Genomic DNA, 20,769 nt, shown 5'->3' on the forward strand with positions numbered 1-20,769 from the left:
TGCGCCGACGAGCCTCGTCGACGACACCGGGTCACCACGGGCGCCAGTACCCAGCGGACGCGGATCCAGTCCACGCGTGGCGGTTCACCGGTCACGGGCGGGCTCGGACGACCTCGCCGTCGTCGTCCGCCGGCCCGTCAGGGGCCCGCCGCCTCGGCGTCCGGGTCGGCGGGGGACGTGCCCCCGACGCCGGTCAGCTGCGGACCGGCACGGACTCCCAGTGCCCGCGGGCGTAGGGGGCGGGGTAGCCGGCCTCGCGCCAGTCCACGCCCAGCTCGGCGGCCGCCCGCAGCGGCCAGGCCGGCTCGCGCAGCGCCGCGCGGGCGAGCAGCACCACGTCGGCGTCCCCGGAGGTCAGCACCTCCTCGGCGGAGGTGGGAGAGGTGATCAGGCCGACCGCCCCGGTAGCCACGCCGGCGTCCTCGCGGACCTCCCGGGCGAAGGGCACCTGGTAGCCGGGACCGACCGGGATCTCGGCCAGCACGTTGCCGCCGCTGGACACGTCGACCAGGTCGACCCCGTGCTGGCGCAGCAGCGCCGACACCCGTGCGGTCTGCTCGACGTCCCAGGCGCCGTCGGTCCAGTCGGTGGCCGAGAGCCGGACCAGCACCGGCTTGCCGGTCGGCCACACCTCGCGGACCGCGTCGACGACCTCCAGCAGGAGCCGGGTGCGACCCTCGAAGTCGCCCCCGTAGCGGTCGGTGCGCCGGTTGGAGAGCGGGCTGAGGAACTGGTGCAGCAGGTAGCCGTGGGCGGCGTGCACCTCGACGGTGTCGAAGCCGGCCTCGTCGGCGCGCCGCGCGGCGTCGGCGAAGGCGCCGACCACGCCGGCCACCTCGTCGGTGGTCAGGGCCCGCGGGGCGTCGTAGCCGGGGAAGGCCTCGTCGGTGGCGGAGACGGTGGACCAGCCGCCGAGGGCGACCGGGACGGTGCCGGTGGGCTCACCGGGGAAGCCGCGGTAGGTGGAGGCCTTGCGCCCGGCGTGGGCCAGCTGGACGCCGATCGCCGCGCCCTGGTCGTGCACGAAGTCGACGACGCGGCGCCAGGCGTCGCGCTGGGTGTCGTCCCAGAGCCCGGTGTCCTGGGGGCTGATCCGGCCCGCGGGGGTGACGGCGGTGGCCTCGGTCAGGATCAGCCCGAAGCCGCCGGTGGCGCGGGCGCCCAGGTGGACCAGGTGCCAGTCGGTGGGGACGCCGTCCTCGGCCTCGACCGAGTACTGGCACATCGGGGCCAGCCAGATGCGGTTGCGGACGGTCAGGTCGCGGAGGGTCAGGGGCTCGAAGAGTGCGCTCACGCCCGGCAGCAACCGGCCGGTCGCGGTGGGGATTCCGTCGGGCCGCGTCTGCTGCGTCACAGCAGGGCGGGGAGCACCACGTCCCTGGGGGACGCGCACGCCGCCACCTCCGGCGTCCCCGGTGCCAGCGCCGTGGGGCGGATAGCCGGTGGACAAGGGGGAATCTGCCCGACGATGATCGGGAACCTCGACGACGAGCGGACACGATGACCCGAGCGAGACAGGAAGCCCTCCGATGAGGGCGTTGGCCGGGGTCGGTTGGCGCGCCGCACCGGGCCCCACGGCGGCGATGCTGGTGCTCAGCCTCCTCGCCGGGGTGTGCGGGTTCGTCATCCCGCTGCTCACCGGTCAGGCTGTCGGGCAGGTGCCGTCCCTGCTCGGGCGGGGCGTCACGGCCACCTTCGTCCTCACCCTGGCGGGGCTGCTGTCCGCGCTGGTCGTCTCCAGCCTCGCCAGCACGCTCGGCGACGCCGCGGCCGGCATCAGCGAGGGCCTGGTCCGCCACGCCGTCGACCTGCGGATCGGCTGGACCCAGTCGAGCCGGCCCGGGCTGACCCGGCTGGAGGACCCGGAGGCGTCGCGGGCGATCCAGGTGGTCCGCGCCCGCGCCTGGGAGCTGGGGTACGCCCACCTGACGCTGTTCACGCTGATCCCGACCCAGCTGGTGATCCTGGTCGGTGGGGCGATCTCGCTGGGGGTCGTGCTGACCTGGTGGGCGCCGCTGGTCCTCGTCGCGCCCGTGCTGGTGGCCGCCGAGCACGCCCGGCGCAGCGGGGTGAGTCAGATGGGGGTGTTCGCGCGCCGGGGTGAGCACCAGAAGCACGCGGCGTCCGCCTTCGCCCAGGGGATGGGCAAGGGGGCCAAGGAGATCCGGGTCTTCGGGCTGACCGACCTGCTGCTGGAGCGGATGGAGCACCACAACGCCGCGACCTACCACCCGTTCTGGCGTCGCCGTCGCGCCGCGGCCGGCCTCGGTCTCGGCTGGGCCCTGGCCCAGTCGGTGGCCGTCCTGGTCGTGGTCACGTGGGCGGTGGGTGCCTACGGGACCGGTCGCCTGGAGCTGGCGCAGGTCGCCGCGGCCCTGCCCCTGGTGGTGGCGCTGATGCGGGTGGACCTGTCGTCGACCGCCCTGGTGTCCCGGGCCGCGGCGGCGACCCGGACCCTGGACGAGGTGGCCGCTCCCGAGGAGTTCACCGCGGTCTCCGCCCGGATCGCGGTCAACCCGCGGGCGGACTCGGAGCAGGACCTGGTCGCCACCATCGCGCAGGGGCTCGCCGTCGCCCCGCCCGGCGGGGAACCGCCGGAGATCGTGTTCGACGACGTCGGCTTCTCCTACCCGGGGCAGTCGACCCCGGTGCTCGAGGGCGTGGACCTGGTGCTGCCGGCCGGGGCGGCGAGCGCCCTGGTGGGGGTGAACGGCGCGGGCAAGTCGACGCTGGTGAAGCTGCTCGCCGCCGCCTACCTGCCGACCTCGGGTCGGGTCCTGGTCGACGGTGAGGACCTGGCCGACCTCGACGAGGAGGGACGCGCCGCCTGGCAGCGACGGATCGCCCCGATCAGCCAGGAGTTCCTCCGGCTGCCGCTGAGCATCGGCGACAACGTCGAGCTGGGGTCAGGTCGGATCTGGTCGGGGATCATCGAGACCGACCACTACCCCGACCACGCGGCCCTGGACCGGGCCGCCGATCGCGCCGGCATCACCGACCTGGTGGCCGGTCTGGACCGGCGCTGGGCCACCCCGCTGGACAAGACCATGCCCGGCGGGACCGACCTCAGCGGTGGGGAGTGGCAGCGCGTCGGGCTGGCCCGGGCACTGCGCGCGGTGGACGCCGGAGCGCGCGTCCTGGTCCTGGACGAGCCGGCCGCCGCGCTGGACGTCGAGTCCGAGAGCCGCCTGGTGGCCGGCTACCTCGACGTGGCCCGGGCGACCACGTCGCTGATCATCTCCCACCGGTTCTCGGTGGTCCGCCCGGTCGACCACATCCACGTGCTGGACCGGGGACGGATCGTGGAGTCGGGGAGCCACGACGAGCTGATGACCGATCCCGACGGGGTGTACCGCGGTCTCTTCAGCCTGCAGGCCGCCCGGTACGCCGAGGCGACGGGGGAGCCCTCGTGAGGCGCGGCTCGCGGGTCCTGGGTCTGTGGCTGACCACCGCCTTCCGCGCCACCCCCGGCCTGACGGTCCTGATGGGCGCAGCCGTGATGGCGAACGCGGCGTTCGGCCCGCTGGCCACCCTGGGCATCAAGTGGGTCGTCGACGCCATGACCGGGGGCGGCGACCCCACGGCCGGGGTGGTGCTGCTGGTGGCCAGCCTGACCGTCACGCTGCTGGCCCGCAGCCTCACCACCCCGCTGGGCGACACCCTGGCCGAGCGGATCTTCCTCTACGTGGAGCGGGACCTGCTGCGGCTCACCACCGCGATCCCGTCGCTGGCCCACCACGAGGACCGTGAGCTCGCCGACCGGATCTCGCTGCTGGAGCAGCAACGGCGGCGGCTGGGCGCGATCTGGCAGCTGCTGGGGGCGGTCTCGGCGGTCACCTCGGTGGTCACCGTGGTGGTGCTGCTGGCCTCGGTGCACCCGCTGCTGGTCCTGCTGCTGCCGCTGGCCGCGGTGGTGGCCGTGGTCGACGCGCGCGGCAAGCAGGCCCAGCGCACCCTGATCAACAGCCACGAGCACCTGCGTCGGCTGGGGACCGCGACCCTGGACACCCTCGCCGACCCGGGCCCCGGGCTGGAGGTGCGCTGCTTCGGCCTGGCCCCGACCCTGCTGCGGGTGGCGAGCGCGACGATGATGCTGCGGTACTGGCGCTACCGCCGGGCGACCCTGAGGTGGGCCGGGCGGACCGCGCTGGCCTGGCTGGTGTTCCTGCTCGGCTACGCCGTCGGCGTCGTCTGGGTGGTCTCGCGGCTGCTGGCCGGGACGTCGTCGGTGGGGGACCTGGTCCTCGTGGTGCTGATCGCCCCGCAGGTCGCGGCGACCGCCGGTCTGCTGATCTCCAGCTCCCGCGTCATCGCCGAGGTGTGGGACACCTTCGAGCGCTACTTCTGGTTGCGGGAGTACGCCGCAGACCACTCCTGGGACGAGAGCCGGACGGCTCCGCCGGAGCGGCTGAGCCGGGGCATCGAGCTGCGCGGGGTCGGCTTCGACTACCCCTCGACCACCACGAACGGTTCGGCGGAGGGCTCCCGGCACCGGGCCCTGCACGGGGTCGACCTGGTGCTGCCCGCGGGCAGCACGGTGGCGCTGGTCGGCGACAACGGGGCCGGCAAGTCGACGCTGGTCAAGCTGCTGGCGCGACTGTACGACCCGACGTCCGGGCAGGTCCTGGTCGACGGCACCCCGCTCACCGAGCTGGACCCGCGGCTGTGGCGGGCGCGGACGTCGGCCGGGTTCCAGGACTTCGCCCGGTGGGAGCTCACCGCCGGTCACGCCGTCGGCGTCGGTGACCTGCCGCACCTCGACGACCGGTCCCGGGTGAGCGCCGCGTCGACCGCCGGTCAGGCGCAGGACCTGATCACCTCGCTGCCGCAGACCTTCGACACCCAGCTCGGCGCCGGCTACGAGGACGGGGTCGGGCTGTCGGGCGGGCAGTGGCAGCGGCTCGCCCTGTCGCGCGCCTTCATGCGGACCCGGCCGCTGCTGATGCTGCTCGACGAGCCGACCGCGGCGCTCGACCCCGAGGCCGAGCACGCCATCTACGAGCAGTACGCCAGCGCGGCCGCGCGGGTGGCCGCCGAGACCGGGGGCATCACCGTGCTGGTGTCCCACCGGTTCTCCACCGTGCGGCTGGCCGACCTGATCGTCGTGGTGGGTGAGGGCCGGGTCCTGGAGCAGGGCACCCACGCCGAGCTGCTGGCCGCGGGTGGACGCTACGCCGAGCTGTTCGAGCTCCAGGCCCATGCCTACCGGTGATCCTCGGGTTAGGCCGGCTCGACGTCTCCGCAGGAGCGGCTGCCAGCCCCGACCAGGCCCCGGAAACGCAAGAACCTGGATTCTCAAGAGGATCCAGGTTCCTGGTCGTACTTCGTAGCGGGGACAGGATTTGAACCTGTGACCTCTGGGTTATGAGCCCAGCGAGCTACCGAGCTGCTCCACCCCGCGCCGCTGAGGTGAACATTACCGCGCGGTGACGGGGAGGCCAAATCGAGTCGGTGTGCCGGTGGTCACACCGCCGCCGAGGGCCGCAGCTGGGTGGCCAGGGCATCAGCCGAGGTCACCGGCAGGGCGCAGACGAAGTCGCGGCAGACGTAGGCGCTGGGACGTCCGCCGAGCAGCGGCCGGTCGGCCAGCAGCGGGAGGCCGGGGGTGTCGGGGAGACCGACGACGACCACCGACCCGGCGGGGGCGGAGTGCCGGGCCGTCCGGGCGAGCTCGGCGGTGGCCGGGTCGTCGGGGTCACCGACCACGGCGACCTCGACGGCCGGACGTCGGAGCCGGGTGACCGCGTCGGCCAGCAGCCAGCCGGCGAAGCGGGGGGCGCGGGCGACCAGGCCGCCGGCGCTGGCCGCCGCCTGCTCGGCGCGCTCGGCCCACCGGGTCTCCCCGGTTACCCGGCCCAGCTCGGCCAGGGCGTGCACGGCCGTGCTGAGCCCGGAGGGGGTGGCGTTGTCGCTGGCGTCCTGGGGTCGCAGGTAGAGCGTCTCGCCGTCGGAGGGGGTGTCGAAGAAGCCGCCGGCGCCGTCGTCGAAGTGCTGCACCAGCCCCTCGGCGGTGGTCCGGGCCCGCTCCAGCCAGGTCGCCTCGCCCAGCGCGCCGGCCAGCCGGACCGCGGCCAGCACCAGGGCGGCGTGGTCCTCCAGCACCGCACGGGACGTCCCGGGGCGTCCGTCGCGGCTGACGCGGAGCAGCTCGCCGTCGACGCGGTGCACCCGCCAGAGGTGGTCCATCACCTCCCGCGCCACCTCGAGCCAGTCCGGCCGGTCCAGGACGAGGGCGGCGTCGACCAGGGAGGCCACCAGCCAGCCGTTCCAGGCGGTGACCACCTTGTCGTCGCGGCCGGGTCGGGGACGTCCGTCGCGGGCCTCCCGCAACCGGCGGCGGACACCGGCCCAGCGCTCCGGGTCGACCCCACCGCGCAGCTGCAGGGTGGAGGTGCCGTGCTCGAAGGTGCCCTCCGGCGTGACCGACAGCACCTCGGCGGCCCAGCGGCCGTCGTCCTCGCCGAGCACGTCGACCAGGAGCTGCGGGGTCCACACGTAGTAGGCGCCCTCCGCGGAGCGTCCGGGGGACCCGAGCAGCCCGGGGTCGGCGCTGTCGGCGTCGAGGCTGGCGGCGAAGGCGCCCTCGGGGGTGCGCATCTCGCTCTGCAGCCACTCCACGGTCTCGGTCACCACCCGCGCGGCCAGCGGGTCGCCGGTCAGCCGCCACCAGTGGGCGTGGACGCCGAGCAGCAGGGCGTTGTCGTAGAGCATCTTCTCGAAGTGCGGCACCACCCAGTCCGTGTCGACGCTGTACCGCGCGAACCCGCCGGCCAGCTGGTCGTACATGCCGCCGCGGGCCATCGCCTCGCAGGTCAGCCGCACCTGCTCCATCGACCCGGGGCCGCCCTCACGCAGCAGGGCCTCCAGCACCATCGACGGCGGGAACTTCGGGGCCGGCCCGAACCCGCCGCGGGCGGCGTCGAAGTCGGCGTCCAGGCGGGCCAGCGCCGCCCCCAGCTCGGCCGCCCCGACCTCCCCGGGGAGGGTGGTCACCGCGGTCCGGCGCAGCTCGGCCTGGATGTGTCCGGCGCTGCCCACCAGGTCCTCGCGACGGTCCCGCCAGGCGTCGGTGACGGCCTCCAGCAGCTGGGGGAAGGAGGGCATCCCGTGCACCGGCCGCGGCGGGTAGTAGGTGCCGGCGTGGAAGGGCAGCCCGTCGGCGGTGAGGAAGACGCTCATCGGCCACCCGCCGTGACCGGTGAGGGCCTGGGTGGCGCTCATGTAGACCGCGTCGACGTCGGGGCGCTCCTCGCGGTCCACCTTGACCGCGACGAAGCCCTGGTTGAGGAGGGCGGCGGTGGCCTCGTCCTCGAAGGACTCGTGGGCCATCACGTGGCACCAGTGGCAGGCGGCGTAGCCGATGGAGAGGAACAGCGGCACGTCGCGACGCCGGGCCTCGGCGAAGGCATCCTCGCCCCACGGCCACCAGTCCACCGGGTTGTCGACGTGCTGGAGCAGGTAGGGGGAGGAGCTGCCGGCCAGACGGTTCGCCATGGCCACCAGCCTGTCACGGCCGGCACCCCACCCGGGGAGCAGGTCGGTCGACCGGGCTCAGGCCAGCGGGCCGAGCACGGCACCGGGAGCGGCGTCGAGCTCCAGGGTCTCCAGCACCCGCAGCAGCTGGCGCTCCTCGTAGCGGAAGTGGGACTCCATCACCGCCTCGATGCCGTCCAGGTGGCGCCCGAGCTCGGCCGGTCCGAGGCCGCCGTCGAGGGCCTGCTGGAGCCCACCGAGCAGGTGCTCGATCATCGAGTGGTCCTGCTGCAGGGCGCGCAGGGTGTCCGCGAGCTCGGGGTGGCTGGCCGCCACGGCCGGGAAGAGGAACGTGTCCTCACCCCGGTGGTGCCGGGACAGCGCGGTGCAGAAGCCGTGGCAGAACAGCAGCAGGTCGCGTCCGCGCTCGGCGGCCTCCGGTGCGTCGGCGGCCTCCCGGGCGACCTCCAGCGCCCGGCGCAGCTGCAGGTGCACCCGGCGGAGCTCGGCGGCCCACGCCACCAGTCGTCCGTCGCCGTCAGGCACGGCGGACGGACGGGGGGATGGTCGTCATGACGCCTCCCTGGTCCGGCGCCTCCATGCCTGACGTGGTCCGTCACCAGCACGCGACGCTGGGGAAGAGGCTAGCGGGACGCGCGGCTCCGCGACAGGGTCAGGCGTCGTCCTCCTCGGACGGTGCCGGGGCCGGGGTGTGGACCGGGAGGTCGGGCTGGTCGATGACGCAGAACTCGTTGCCGTCGGGGTCGCGCAGCACCACGAAGTCGGGGTCGTCGGGGTAGTCCCAGTCGTCCACGCGGGTGGCTCCGAGACCGACGAGCCGCTCGACCTGGCTCTCCTGCTCGGCGGTGTACAGGTCGAGGTGGACACGGACCGGCTCGCTCGGACGTCCGGGGCTGAGCTGCAACGACAGCGGCAGCCGCCGCGGGTCGTCGGGCAGCAGCATGGTGAACTCCGGGTCGATCTCGTCGTCGCGGACGCGGTAGCCCAGGGCGGCGCACCAGAAGGCGACCGCGCGCTCCATGTCGGCCACGTTGACCACGACGGTGCCCACGCGGAGGTCACCGGGTCCGGGGTGCGGGTTGCTGCTCATGGTCCCTTCCTACCCCAGCGGCGGCGCCGGCACGCCGGTCGGGTGCCGGAGCAGCCGGCCGCGGTGGGTGTCAGAGCAGGAAGCACCAGACCAGCACCGCCAGGCACAGCAGCAGCATCCCGGGGGCGGTCGGACAGGGGCGCTAGCGTGTCCCCGGCCCGTGACCGGGGGAGGGAGGGTGATGGACGGCGACGCACCCACCCCGCGACCGCACCAGCGCCAGGCCCTGTCCGCGGTGCAGGACGTCTGGGACCGCGGCGGCCGGCGCGCCTGGGTGGTGCTGCCCCCCGGCGCCGGCAAGACGCTGGTCGGGCTGTGGGTGGCTGCGGAGCGCTTGGCCGACCCGGTGGACCCGGTCCGGCGCGTGGTGGTGCTGTCGCCGAACACCGCCATCCAGGGGCAGTGGCTGGACGAGGCGCAGCGGCTGGTGGACGCCGGCGCGCTGGGTGCCACGCTCTCGGGCTCCCGCTCGCTGGAGGCCGGGGTGACCGCGCTGACCTACCAGTCCCTGGCCGTCTTCGACCCCGACGCGGAGTCCGACGACGACGGCTCCGCGACGCTGGTGGAGCGGCTGCACGACAACGGCCGCGAGCTGGTCCGACGGCTGCAGGCGGCGGGTCCGCTGCTGCTGGTGCTGGACGAGTGCCACCACCTGCTGCAGGTCTGGGGCCGGTTGCTGGAGGAGCTGCTGGCCGGGCTCCCGGACGCCCGGGTGCTGGGCCTGACCGCGACCCCGCCGGGCGTCCTGACCAGCAGCGAGTCCGCCCTGGTCGAGACGCTGTTCGGGCCGGTGGTGCACCAGGCGTCGATCCCGGCGCTGGTGCGCGAGGGCCAGCTGGCCCCCTTCGCGGAGCTGGCCTGGCTGGTCACCCCGACGCCGACCGAGCTGGAGTGGCTGGCCGCGGACGGCGAGCGCTTCGCCGAGCTGCTCGCCTTCCTGACCGACCCCACCTCCGGGACGATCGGGTTCCTCAGCTGGCTGGACCTGCGGTTCTGCCACGCCGCCGGCACCGCCACCACCTGGAACGCCCTCTCGGGGGCGGAGCCGGAGCTGTGCCGTGCCGCCCTGCGGGTGCACTCCGCGGGGCTGCTGGCCCGACCGCCGGGGGCCCGCCCCGGCGAGGCCGACCGGGTGCCGCCGACGGCGGAGGACTGGCTGCTGCTGGTCGAGGACTGGGTCCAGCGGCACCTGCGCCGGACCGGGGACGGGGCCGACGAGGCGGTGCTGGTCCGGCTGCGGGCGGCGCTGCCCGGGGTCGGGTACGCCCTGACCCGGCACGGGATCCGCCGGGGACGTCCGCCGGTGGACCGCGTGCTGGCCCGGACCGAGGCCAAGGCCGCCGCCACGGTGCAGGTGGTGGCCTCCGAGCGCGACACGTTGGGCGACCGGCTGCGGATGCTGGTGCTGTGCGACCACGAGCGGGCCAGCGCCACCGTGCCCAGCGTGCTGGCCGACGTCCTCGACGCCCGCGCCGGGTCCGCCTGGGCGGTGCTCGAGGCGCTGCTGGCCGACCCGGGCACCGCGGCCCTCGCCCCGCTGCTGGTCACCGGCCGCACGGTGGCCGGCGACCCCAGCACCCTGCGCCTGCTGGCCGAGCAGGTACGCCGTCGCACCCCCGACCTCACCCTGGTGGTCCGGGAGGAGGGGCCGGCGGCGGTGCTGGAGGGCGGTTGGGACAGCCGCCGGTGGGTGCGCGAGGTCACCGAGCTGTTCGAGGACGGCGGCTGCCAGGTGCTGGTCGGCACCCGCGGGCTGCTGGGTGAGGGGTGGGACGCCCGCGGGGTGAGCGGTCTGGTGGACCTGACCACGGCGACCACCAGCACCGCGGTGGTGCAGACGCGCGGCCGGGCGCTGCGTACCGATCCCGCCTGGCCGGACAAGGTGGCCATCACCTGGTCGGTCGTCGCGCTGGCCCCGGGCCACCCGCAGGGCCACGCGGACTGGCAGCGGCTGGTCCGCAAGCACACCGGGTTCTGGGGCGTGGACGCCGCCGGTCAGGTGGTGGACGGGGTGGCCCACCTCGACCCCTCGTTCTCCCCGTGGGCGCCCCCGGACGCCGAGCGGCTCGACGCGCTCAACGCGTCCATGGTGCGCCGCAGCCAGGAGCGGGCCGAGGTGGCCGCGCGCTGGCAGGTCGGTCGCCCCTACCGCGACGAGCTGGTGCACACCGTCCGGGTCGTCCCGGACGCCCGTCCGCTGGGGACGTCCACGGAGCCGGTCCCGGTGGTGGTCGAGCCGGCCGGTCGGCTGGTGGTGCGCGGCGGTGGCGGGGCCGGCGGGCAGGTCTCGGGCTGGCTGCTCGCGGGTCTGGGGGTCGTCCTGGCTGCGCTCCCCGTGCTGGGTGCCCATCCCGCGCTGCTGGCCGCCGGTCTGGCCCTGCTCGCGCTGGGGCTCGTGCTGCAGGTTCGCGGGCAGGCGCGTCGAGGGCGGGAGCTGGTGGCCGCCGTCCGCCACCCGCCCAGCCTGCAGCAGATCGCCTCCGCCGTGGCCGACGCGCTGCACGACTGCGAGCTGGTGCCGGTGGGCGCGGAGGCGGTGCGGGTGGTGGTGGAGGCCGACGGGAGCCACCGCTGCCTGCTGGAGGGGGTGGACGGCGAGGCGTCCCGCCGCTTCGCCGACGCGCTGGAGGAGGCGGTGGGCCCGGTGCTGGAGTCCCGCTACCTGATCAGCCGGAGGTCGGTGGGCCTGGACGGGGTCGAGGGGTGGCGGGAGGAGGTCCGGGTGGCCCGGGGTCGTCCGCTGCCGGTGCTGGAGGTGTGGCACGCCGTGCCGGCGGTGCTGGGGCGCAACGTGGGACAGGCCGAGGCCTACCAGCGGGCCTGGGGGCGGTGGGTGGCGGAGGGGGAGCTGGTGGCCACCGCCACCCCGCGCGGGACCGGCGTGCTCACGGCCCAGCTGGGCAACGACCCGCTGGCGGTCACCACGCTCCGCCGCGACGCCTGGGAGTGATGGCGACGGCGGAGCGAGGCAGGTGCCGGGGTGGGGTGACGCCTGGGAGCAGGGTCAGCCGGAGCCGAAGGCGCCCGGAGGCACCCCGTTGCGCCGGTCTAGGTGAGCTCGGGGATGAGGTCGCGGGCGTCGACGTAGCTGAGTCCGCAGAGCTGCAGCAGGTCCACCGTCATGGACCGGATCTGGGCCAGCACCACGATGTTGGACAGGCTGGCGTCCAGGTCGGAGCGGGCGGTGTGCTGGCCGAGACGCACCAGCCGCTTCTGGGCGGCCGTCGGGAGGCGGGCCTCGTAGAGCTCGCCGGCCATGTAGCCCAGCACGTCCACCAGCTCGTCGAGCAGGACCAGGTAGTCCTCCGGCGGCCGCTCGTCGTGGAAGGCGGCGACGGCGGTGCGGCGGGTCAGCACCCGCAGGTTGCGCATCAGCCGGTCCAGCGGCTCGTAGAGGGCGGCGATGCTCTGCATCTGGGGTCGCTGGCGCCGCACGAAGGGGGAGGAGCGGACCACCGCCATGCCCTCCCGGTTGGCCTCCTCGATGGCCGACAGCTGGGTCTCGCTGCGGCGGGCGCGCTCCAGCGCCTCCTCGGCCAGGGCGGGGTCGCCGCTGGCCAGTGCGGTGCGGGCGGCCTGGAGGGTGCGACCCACCTCCTGCAGCGCCTCGGCCACCAGCACCCGGGGCCGGATCAGCGGCGCGGACGGGGCGATCGTGGTGACCACCACCGCGAGGACGCAGCCCACCACGGCGTCCAGCCACCGCGAGACCCCCTGGTCGGCGGCCGGGAGCAGGGTCACCACGATGGTGGACTGCACCCCGGCCTGGATGATCATCAGGTTCCGGGCGCCGAGCAGGGTGGCGATCGACATCGCGACCCCGGCGACCACCACGACCTGCACCGGCCCGGAGCCGAAGAAGCTGACGAAGAGGTCACCGACCAGGACCCCCACCGCGACCCCGACCGCCATCTCCACCGCCCGGCTGAACCGCTGCCCGAAGGAGAAGCCGAGGCAGACGATGGCGGCGACCGGGGCGAAGATCGGCTGCGGGTGTCCGAGCAGGTGCCGGGCCACCAGGAAGGCCAGCCCCGCGGTGACGGCGCACTGGGTGATCATGAACGAGCGGAAGCGCAGCCGCCGGAGCCGCCGCTGCACCGAGGCCGTTCCCCGGCGCGCGGTGCGCTCGCTGGCGTCGAAGGCCCGCAAGGTCATCCGCAGCAGGGGTGGTTGCCTCATGCGGCCATCATGCCGTCGGGCGGCCGCCGGACCCAGCCTCGCCGGTCGTCGGCCGCCACTCCGTCAGCCGGGACCTTGGCCGCCGGACCCGGCCTCTGCGGGTCGGCCGGAGCCGGCGGACGCGGGGTGGCCGGTGGCCGACGGGGTGCATGAACCGTCCGGGGCCGATGACCCGGGTGCCGGTGCCCCACGGACCCTCGACCTGTACCTGAGGTGCTTGCCCCACCGGCGGCGGCCGGGGACGATACGCGGGTCGTGATCGGGGGATCCGCTGACCTGCGCAGGAGCCCTCTCGTGTCCCCATCCCCGCTGCGTCGCCTCGCCGGCGCGCTCCTCGTCCTCGCGCTGGCGCTGGCCGTCCTCGTCCCGACGTCGCCTCCCGCCCGGGCCGACGCACCGGTGACGCCGACCTCCGGGGGCTTCCGGCTGGAGGGGGCAGGCTTCGGGCACGGCTGGGGGATGTCGCAGTGGGGTGCCTACGGCGCTGCCCGCGAGGGTCTGACCTGGCGGGAGATCATCGGCTTCTACTACCCGGGCACCACGGTGACCAAGCAGTCGGCGTCGTCCCTCGACGTGTGGCTCAGCAAGGACACCGACGCCGCTCTCACCGTCCGCGCCGCCGCCGGGCTCCGGCTCTACGAGGCCGGTGCGAAGAAGTACGTCACCCTCCCGACCGGCAGCGGCTACGCCGAGTGGCGGGTGCGCCGCCCGGGGAGCAGCTACGTGCTGGAGCACCGTGCGGCCGGCGGGTCCTGGAAGACCCGCGGCTCGGGCCTGGTGGCCACCCGGCCGTGGGTCTTCGACACCGACGCCGACGTGGTGGCGGTGGTGCTGCCCAGCGGGGCCGTCACCGAGTACCGGGGACGCGTCGGGCTGGTCGGCTCTGGGAGCTCAGCGCGGACGGTCAACAGCCTGCCGCTGGAGGCCTACCTCCGCAGCGTGGTGCCGGCGGAGATGCCGACCTCGTGGGCGGCGGAGGCCGTCCGGGCGCAGGCGGTGGCCGCCCGCACCTACGCCGTGCGGCTCCGCGCGGCCGCGACGGGCGGCTACGACGTCTGCGACACCACCGCCTGCCAGGCCTACTCCGGGCTGGCCACCACCAGCGGTGGACGTCGCACCGTGCACGAGACCAGCGGGGGCGACGCCGCGGTGTCGGCGACCGCCGGCCAGGTGCTGCTGCACCGGGGCGAGCCGGCGCTGACCCAGTTCTCGGCCTCGAACGGCGGCCAGAGCGCGGCCGGCGACTTCCCCTACCTGGCGGCCCGCAAGGACCCCTACGACGGGGTGGTGAGCTCGCAGGCGTGGGGCTCCACGATCACGGCGGCCGCGGTCGCCGCCCAGTGGCCGGCCGCCGGCACCGTCCGCCAGCTGCAGGTCCTGCGCCGCGACGGCCAGGGCCGGTGGGGCGGACGGGTGCTGGAGCTGGCCGTGGTCGGGACGAAGAGCACGGTCAAGGTCAGCGGGACCACCTTCCGGTCGCGCTTCGGGCTGCGCTCCAGCTACTTCACCGTGGTCGACCGGGCGGGGAAGTGGTCCACCAAGCCGCAGCGCCTCACCACCGACCGGGTGACCCTGGTCAGCCGCGACGGTGCCGGGACGCTGCTGGTCAACCCCGTCACCTCGGCGACCGCGGTGGGGGCGCCGCGGACGCGCCAGAGCGGTTACGGCAGCTACCGGGAGGTGGTCGCGGTGGGGGACTGGGACGGTGACGCGCACCAGGACCTGATGGCGCACACCGGCGAGAGGCTCCTGCTGCTGCCCGGCGACGGTGCCGGCAAGGTGGGTCGGCCGGTGGACGTCGGCGGCACCCACCGGCTGCGGCTGCTGACCGGCGCGGGGGACTGGGACGGTGACGGCACGCCGGACCTGATCGGGATCAGCGACGCCGGGAACCTGTGGCTGATCCGGGGGAACGGCACCGGTGCGCGGCGGGACAGCGTGATGCTGGCCCCGGGGTGGGGGTCGGTGGCGGCCCTCCACGGCGTGGGCGACCTCGACCGCGACGGACGGCCGGACGTGGTGGCCCGCCGCGGGGACAACCTGTCGCTGCACACCAGCACCGGCACCGGCGTCGGACCGGCGCGGGGGCTGGGGACGGGCTGGTCGGGCAAGACGCTGCAGGGTCCGGGTGACGTCACCGGTGACGGCTACGTCGACCTGGTGAGCCGCAGCAGCAGTGGCGTGTGGCGGGTCCACCCCGGGACCTCCGCCGGGCGCCTCGGGGCCTCCCGGGCGCTGACGGTCGAGGACATGGGGACGCGTCTGGCACCGTGAGCGGGCGGATCCACCTGGCTGAGCCCCGGCGGCACCGGTGACGGTGCGGACCCGCGGGCTGGCGCGTCCGGGCCGACGCGCGGCAGGGCCGCCGGGCAGGCTCCCCGCAGATGGCCGCGGGCCGACCTGCAGATGCTCGAGAGGGAGGCTGGCAGGTGGGACCGGTCAGTGGTCGCTGGCGGGCGGGCGCGGGCGTCCCCGGGTCACAGGATCAATCGCTGGACGCCGGTTACCCCGCAGCGCACGGGAGGTTCGCCGCGGCCGGGGGACCAGCGGGTGGACGAAGGCGAGGCCAGGGCCGGGGCCTTCCTACACTCGACGGCGTGAAGGCGCTGCTCCTGGAGAACATCCACCCCGAGGCCACCCGACTGCTGCGGGAACGCTCCATCGAGGTCGACCACCGCAAGGGGGCGATGGACGAGGACGAGCTGATCGAGGCTCTGCAGGGCGTCGACCTGCTCGGGATCCGCTCCAAGACGCACCTCTCGGAGCGGCTCTTCGCCGAGACCAACCTGACCGCGGTCGGTGCCTTCTGCATCGGCACCAACCAGATCGACCTCGAGGCGGCCAGCATGGCCGGCACCGCGGTCTTCAACGCGCCGTTCTCCAACACCCGCAGCGTGGTCGAGCTCGCCGTCGCCGAGATCATCGCCATGGCGCGGCACCTCACCGACAAGAACGCCGCCCTGCACGCGGGGGTGTGGGACAAGTCGGCCAAGGGCTCCCACGAGGTGCGGGGACGGACCCTGGGCATCGTCGGCTACGGCAACATCGGCAGCCAGCTCTCCATCGTGGCCGAGGCGCTCGGCATGCAGGTGTACTTCTACGACGTCGTCGACAAGCTGGCGCTGGGCAACGCACGCCGCTGCGACACCCTCGAGGAGCTCCTCGGCAAGGTCGAGACCGTCTCCCTCCACGTGGACGGCCGCAGCAGCAACACCGGGTTCTTCGGGGCCGAGCAGTTCGACCAGATGAAGCCCCGGAGCATCTTCCTCAACCTGTGCCGGGGGATCGTCGTCGACCACGAGGCGCTGCGTGACCGGCTGCTGAGCGGCCACATCGCCGGTGCCGCGGTGGACGTGTTCCCCGATGAGCCCAAGTCGGCGGGGGACCCGTTCGTGTCCAGCCTGCAGGGGCTCCCCAACGTCATCCTGACCCCCCACGTCGGCGGATCGACCGAGGAGGCGCAGGAGGACATCGGCCGGTTCGTGGCCGGCAAGCTCCGCGACTACGCGGGCAGCGGTGCGACCGTGATGAGCGTGAACCTGCCGGGGGTCCAGGTGGACTCCACGGTGGTGAAGGCGCGCATCCTGCACCTGCACCGCAACGTCCCCGGCGTGCTCGCTCGGCTCAACACGGTGTTCGGCACGCACGGGGTCAACATCGAGCGACAGCAGCTGGCCACCCGCGGCGAGCTGGGCTACGTCGTCACCGACCTCGCCGGCCCGCTGACCCAGCCGGTGATCGACGAGCTCCTCGCCCTGCCCGAGACGGTCCGGCTCAGCACCATCGGCTGAGTCGGCTCCGACGGCCTCGGCGCTCGACCAGCACCCGCCGGGCACGCGGGCAGCAGGTGCTGGCCGATGCTGGTGCGCCGGTCGCGACGTGATTCGCGGACCATCGACCGCGATCTCCATCACGTCGAGGGAGAGGGTGCGTCCGCCACGCCGAGCGCTGGCGTACGTCGGAAGCGTCCAGGTCGGGTGCGGCCGTCGTGGAGCGAGGAGGTCCTGGAGAGCAGAGCGTCGGCGACAAGGGTGTGCGGGACAACCCCTGCGTGCCAGGACCGTTCACCTTCGTCCCCCAGAACCGCTCGCAGTCGTCCACAGGGTCGCTGGCCGTCGTCAGGGCATGGTCGACGAGACATCTCCCGGTCAGGCCGCGGTCCGGCGCATGAAGTCGTCGAGGAAGGCGACGAAGTCCTCGTCCTCGAAAGGGTCCTCGCCGTCGTCGGCGTCAACCACCTCGTCCGGTCCCAGGTCGCCCCGTCTGCCGACGTCGCCTGGCGCGAGGTGCTCCAACCAGCCGAGCAGGTCCTCCGCCGTGCCCCAGTCACAGTGCAGCCACGAGCTCGTCGTGGTGCCCACCCTCCGGCGCTCCTCCGGGCCGACCTCCTGAGTCGTCGGAGCGGCCGCACCGGCTCGGGCCGAGCCGTCCACCGGCTCCAGACGCCGGGACAGGGCCCTGGCCCCACCAGCGGCACGCTGCCACGGGTGCTGCAGGGAGGGAGGTCCGGTCCACGACCTCGGTGCCCGGGCTGGACCACCGACCGCGGCCAGGGGCAGAGGAGGCATCACACGGTGCTCGAGCAGGATGCGGTCGTTGTGACGGGGCCGCTGCTGCGGGTCGATCCACACGGGTGGGATCCACTCCGGCAGGCCGTCGGCGTTGATCGACACCCGCCACCCGCGTTCGAGGTGGTGCCGGTGGTGGTAGCGGCACAGGAGCGTCAGGTTGTCGAGATCGGTGGCGCCGCCGCGCGCCCACTCGACCACGTGGTGGCGCTCGCACCACTGCGGTGGCTGGGAGCAGCCGGGGAACGAGCAGCCGCCGTCGCGGGCGATCAGCGCGACCGTCTGGGCCGGTGAGGCCAGCCGCCGGGTGCGGCCCAGCCGTAGCGGGGCGCCGTCCCGGCCGGTCAGCACCGTCCAGACGTCGCACTGGTCGGCCAGGTGCGGCAGGGCCCTGATCGGGAGGGAACCTCCGCCCGCCAACCGGGCCAGACCGGTTCCGCGCTCGAGCTGGTCCTCTCGGACGGTGACGATGACGGTGGCGGGGACGCCTCCGGCTGCCGGCAGCTCGCCCGAGCGCAGCAGCAGGCTGCAGACGTCAGCCAGGGCGTCGTGGGTCCGTTGTCCGTGGCTGCGCGTGTCGGGCACTGCGATCCGCTCGGGTGCGGGGCCCTCGGCCGGGACGGCGGGGGGAGGGGTGAGGTCGGCGTCGTCGGTGGCGGCTCGGGAGGAGTCGTGCGGCTCGTCCAGGCGCTCTGCGCCGCCGCGGTCGTCGGCGCAGCCGGCGGCGGGACCGACCGGGTTCGCCGCGGCGTCCTGCTGGCCGTCGCGCGTCTCCAGCGTGCAGGAGCGGTTCGAGCTGAGGCTGCGCAGCACCGTCTGGAGCTGCGCCCCGACCTCGGCGGTGAGCTGGAACTCACCCGTCCAGGTGCTGTCGGTGCGCTGGCGCATCCGGAAGAAGCGTCGACGCTGAGCAGCCTCGTCGTCGGGCTCGGCACCGTCGGGGTCGTAGATCTCGACCAGGCGCTCGGCGATGCGACGCAGCCCGGCAGGGTCGAACATCGTGGCGTAGCGGGTGAGGTCGGCCTCGGCTCTGGCCATCGGCTCAGGATCACCGAGCCGCCGGTCCAAGGCCTCCAGGGTGCCGAGCACGATGCTCGTGTGCTCGGGGGACACCTCGCCGGTGACCCGCGCGGCAGCGAGGACCGGCACGCACCCGGCGACCCGCCTCGGCCGGGGTGATCCGCAGCAGCTGTGCCAGCCAGGTCCCGGTCCGGGGCTGACCGTGCCGCTCGGGGAGCGCGCGGGATCCAGCGGACCGCACGAGAACGGACTCGACCACGGAGAGCCGGTTCCGCAGGCGTTCCGTCTCGCGCAGCAGCTCCAGCAGGTCGTCGTCCTCGACCAGGTCGACGTCGGCGGGCGTGGTCACGGATTCGAGGAGGTCCTCCAGTGCGGCAGAGAGCACGCCGGCAGCCCTCACCGGCGAGGGTGCTGCGTCGGGTGCCCCGTCTGACATGATGCCATCGTCATCGAACACGGATACGAATACAAGGAACCGTGTGCACAACTGCCGCGTCGTTCCGGGAACGGGTTGTCATCGGAGTCGAGGTGCAGAGGACCGCGTCGCCTCCCGGTTCCCCCGTGGTGCCACGGCGTCACACCGAGAAGCGCAGCACGCGTGTGCTACTCCGGCATCGCGGGCACCGGCACCTCGCTCCACTGGAGGGCCGGGGAGGACTGACTGCGGGCCCCGGTCCAGCTAGCTGCCTCCGCTGGCGGGTCCTGGGTGGTGGGATCGTGGTGGCGATCGACCGCCAGGAGCGCGGCCAGGGTGAGCTGTCGGCCATCGGAGAGGTCGAGCGCGACCCGGTTCACCGGGTCGCCACCGACGATGTGCGGTGGAGGGACCCGGCTCGCGAGGCGCCGTTGTCCCCGACGCTCTGCCGCGTGCTGGTCGAGGACGCCCGGGTGACCCACCGGACCGACCACCCGTGTCAGCGACGACGACTGGTGCCTTCCACCCCGGGGTCTCGCCCTGACGACGGCTACCACCACCAGCCCGGTCCCCGACGGAGTGGCGAGTCGCCCCGAGACGTCGCCACGGCGGGGACGGAGGCCACACCTCGGGGCAAGTGGCCATCTCGACGCCTCCCAGACTCGGCGGGTGAGTCGCCCACCGCGCCCACACCACCGCCCCCACACCACCGCCCCAGGCCTCGACATGGTGGCGAGTCGCCGCGAGACGTCGCCTCAGCGGGGACCGAGGCGACCCCTCTGGGCGACTCGCCGGCACGACGCCGCCCAGCCCTCGGCGGAAAGGTCGCGACGGCCCCCCTGCACCACGGTTGGGTTCTACGACACGGTGGCGAGTCGCCGCACGATGTCACCTCAGGGGCGACCGACACGACATCTCAGGGCGACTCGCCTGCACACGACCCGTTCAGGACCGCCATACCCAGACGATCCGGTACCGAGATCCCGGCCACCACGGTCGGGTGCACCGACGACGGCCGGCCCCTGCACCAGCGGGTCATCCCGCACCAGCGGGCTACCCCGCCGACCTCACGGCCCCGTCGGCAGCTCCACCGAGGGCTCCGCATCCGGGTCCACGGCCCCGTTCAGCCGCTGGACGACCTCCTCGTGCAGGGCGCCGTTGGTGGCCAGCGCGCCAGGACCCACCGGACCCGGGTCCCCGGCCACGTTGGTGAACCGGCCCCCCGCCTCCTCGACGACCACCGCGAGGGCCGCCATGTCGTGCAGCGCCAGCTCCGGCTCGCAGGCGATGTCGACCGCGCCCTCGGCCAGCAGCATGTAGCTCCAGAAGTCGCCGTAGGCCCGGGTCCGCCAGCAGTCGCGCATCAGGTCGACGAAGGCCTGGCCGTGGCCGGAGCTGATCCAGCCGTCGACCGAGCTGTAGGACATCGAGGCGTCCCGGACCTGGGAGACCTGCGAGACCCCGATCCGCGAGGCCGACATCAGGGTCTTGCCGGCGTAGGCGCCGTTGCCCTTGCTGGCCCACCACCGCCGGTTCAGCATCGGCGCGCTGACCACCCCGAGCGCGACCTCGTCGTCGATCATCAGCGAGATGAGGGTGGCCCACACCGGCACCCCGCGGACGAAGTTCCGGGTGCCGTCGATGGGGTCGATCACCCAGCGCCGTGGGCCCCAACCGGTGTCCTGGCCCTCCTCGCCGTGCACGGCGTCGCGCGGGCGTGCCGTGGAGAGCGTGCGGCGGATGACCTCCTCGACGGCCACGTCGGCGTCGGTCACCTCGGTCATGTCGGGCTTGGCCGTCACCTGCAGGTCGCGGGCCCGGAACCGGGTGGTGGTGATCGAGTCGGCGTTGTCGGCCATCAGGTGGGCGAGGCGGAGGTCGTCGGTGAGGTTCTGCGACGGGGACGGGACCATGGCCGTGAGGCTATCGGGTCCCGTGCGCAGCGCTCACCGGACGGCGCGGAGCCGTCTCACCGCACGCGTGTGGTCGCCGTCTCGTCCACG

At 74.3% G+C, this 20,769-nt stretch carries 12 protein-coding genes and 1 tRNA gene; 5 read left to right on the forward strand and 8 right to left on the reverse strand.

Going from position 1 to position 20,769, the window contains the following annotated elements; genetic code table 11:
* Nucleotides 1-193: 193 nt before the first annotated feature.
* On the reverse strand, nucleotides 194-1,294 hold the full coding sequence (locus BLT52_RS13480; protein WP_269457557.1) for an NADH:flavin oxidoreductase/NADH oxidase: 1,101 nt from the start codon (nucleotides 1,292-1,294) through the stop codon (nucleotides 194-196).
* 235 nt (nucleotides 1,295-1,529) lie between these two features.
* Between BLT52_RS13480 and BLT52_RS13485 the strand changes: the two genes are divergently transcribed.
* Nucleotides 1,530-3,413 carry an ATP-binding cassette domain-containing protein gene (locus BLT52_RS13485; RefSeq protein ID WP_231946315.1) on the forward strand — a complete coding sequence of 628 codons (1,884 nt, stop codon included), beginning with the start codon at nucleotides 1,530-1,532 and terminating at the stop codon, nucleotides 3,411-3,413.
* The gene (locus BLT52_RS13490; protein ID WP_090594292.1) at nucleotides 3,410-5,212 is read left to right on the forward strand and encodes an ABC transporter ATP-binding protein; all 1,803 of its coding nucleotides are present in this window, start codon (nucleotides 3,410-3,412) and stop codon (nucleotides 5,210-5,212) included. Before BLT52_RS13485 ends, BLT52_RS13490 begins: the two co-directional genes overlap by 4 nt.
* A 115-nt stretch (nucleotides 5,213-5,327) precedes the next feature.
* On the opposite strand, the gene BLT52_RS13495 is transcribed toward BLT52_RS13490, so the two are convergent.
* The 4 genes from BLT52_RS13495 to BLT52_RS13510 all read right to left on the reverse strand — a co-directional run bounded on the left by BLT52_RS13495 (nucleotide 5,328) and on the right by BLT52_RS13510 (nucleotide 8,584).
* Nucleotides 5,328-5,401, reverse strand: a tRNA-Met gene (locus tag BLT52_RS13495).
* Nucleotides 5,402-5,463: 62 nt separating this feature from the next.
* Nucleotides 5,464-7,494, reverse strand: a complete 2,031-nt coding sequence (locus BLT52_RS13500) for a thioredoxin domain-containing protein (protein WP_090594294.1) — start codon at nucleotides 7,492-7,494, stop codon at nucleotides 5,464-5,466.
* Nucleotides 7,495-7,551: 57 nt separating this feature from the next.
* Nucleotides 7,552-7,995, reverse strand: coding sequence for a hemerythrin domain-containing protein (locus tag BLT52_RS13505; protein ID WP_231946316.1), 444 nt, complete (start codon nucleotides 7,993-7,995; stop codon nucleotides 7,552-7,554).
* Nucleotides 7,996-8,146: 151 nt separating this feature from the next.
* Nucleotides 8,147-8,584: a VOC family protein gene (locus BLT52_RS13510; RefSeq protein WP_090594297.1), complete on the reverse strand. Its 438-nt coding sequence runs from the start codon at nucleotides 8,582-8,584 to the stop codon at nucleotides 8,147-8,149.
* Between the two features lie 181 nt (nucleotides 8,585-8,765).
* Between BLT52_RS13510 and BLT52_RS13515 the strand changes: the two genes are divergently transcribed.
* A complete protein-coding gene (locus BLT52_RS13515; RefSeq protein WP_090594299.1) occupies nucleotides 8,766-11,534 on the forward strand; it encodes a DEAD/DEAH box helicase family protein in 2,769 nt (922 codons plus the stop codon).
* 98 nt (nucleotides 11,535-11,632) lie between these two features.
* Here the strand turns inward: BLT52_RS13515 and BLT52_RS13520 are convergent, their stop codons facing one another.
* Nucleotides 11,633-12,763 (reverse strand): FUSC family protein, encoded by a 1,131-nt coding sequence (locus tag BLT52_RS13520; RefSeq protein WP_090594300.1) that lies wholly within the window; start codon nucleotides 12,761-12,763, stop codon nucleotides 11,633-11,635.
* 294 nt (nucleotides 12,764-13,057) lie between these two features.
* Between BLT52_RS13520 and BLT52_RS13525 the strand changes: the two genes are divergently transcribed.
* Together BLT52_RS13525 and serA are read left to right on the forward strand one after the other, a co-directional pair.
* Nucleotides 13,058-15,037 carry a SpoIID/LytB domain-containing protein gene (locus BLT52_RS13525; RefSeq protein ID WP_090594302.1) on the forward strand — a complete coding sequence of 660 codons (1,980 nt, stop codon included), beginning with the start codon at nucleotides 13,058-13,060 and terminating at the stop codon, nucleotides 15,035-15,037.
* Between the two features lie 323 nt (nucleotides 15,038-15,360).
* Nucleotides 15,361-16,554: a phosphoglycerate dehydrogenase gene (gene serA, locus BLT52_RS13530; RefSeq protein ID WP_090594303.1), complete on the forward strand. Its 1,194-nt coding sequence runs from the start codon at nucleotides 15,361-15,363 to the stop codon at nucleotides 16,552-16,554.
* A gap of 357 nt (nucleotides 16,555-16,911) precedes the next feature.
* Here the strand turns inward: serA and BLT52_RS13535 are convergent, their stop codons facing one another.
* Together BLT52_RS13535 and BLT52_RS13550 are read right to left on the reverse strand one after the other, a co-directional pair.
* On the reverse strand, nucleotides 16,912-18,480 hold the full coding sequence (locus BLT52_RS13535) for an HNH endonuclease signature motif containing protein (protein ID WP_090594305.1): 1,569 nt from the start codon (nucleotides 18,478-18,480) through the stop codon (nucleotides 16,912-16,914).
* Nucleotides 18,481-19,833: 1,353 nt separating this feature from the next.
* Nucleotides 19,834-20,679 (reverse strand): inositol monophosphatase family protein, encoded by an 846-nt coding sequence (locus BLT52_RS13550; RefSeq protein WP_090594310.1) that lies wholly within the window; start codon nucleotides 20,677-20,679, stop codon nucleotides 19,834-19,836.
* Between the last annotated feature and the right edge of the window lie 90 nt (nucleotides 20,680-20,769).

Origin of the sequence: Auraticoccus monumenti, from assembly GCF_900101785.1 — a bacterium.
In the GTDB taxonomy this organism is placed as follows: Bacteria; Actinomycetota; Actinomycetes; order Propionibacteriales; family Propionibacteriaceae; genus Auraticoccus; species Auraticoccus monumenti.

Excerpts from the sequence above, each read along its gene's own strand:
- BLT52_RS13550 (WP_090594310.1), bottom strand. The coding sequence starts at position 20,679 with ATGGTCCCGTCCCCGTCGCAGAACCTCACCGACGACCTCCGCCTCGCC.
- BLT52_RS13500 (WP_090594294.1), bottom strand. The coding sequence starts at position 7,494 with ATGGCGAACCGTCTGGCCGGCAGCTCCTCCCCCTACCTGCTCCAGCAC.
- BLT52_RS13510 (WP_090594297.1), bottom strand. The coding sequence starts at position 8,584 with ATGAGCAGCAACCCGCACCCCGGACCCGGTGACCTCCGCGTGGGCACC.
- BLT52_RS13520 (WP_090594300.1), bottom strand. The coding sequence starts at position 12,763 with ATGAGGCAACCACCCCTGCTGCGGATGACCTTGCGGGCCTTCGACGCC.
- BLT52_RS13515 (WP_090594299.1), top strand. The coding sequence starts at position 8,766 with ATGGACGGCGACGCACCCACCCCGCGACCGCACCAGCGCCAGGCCCTG.
- BLT52_RS13485 (WP_231946315.1), top strand. The coding sequence starts at position 1,530 with ATGAGGGCGTTGGCCGGGGTCGGTTGGCGCGCCGCACCGGGCCCCACG.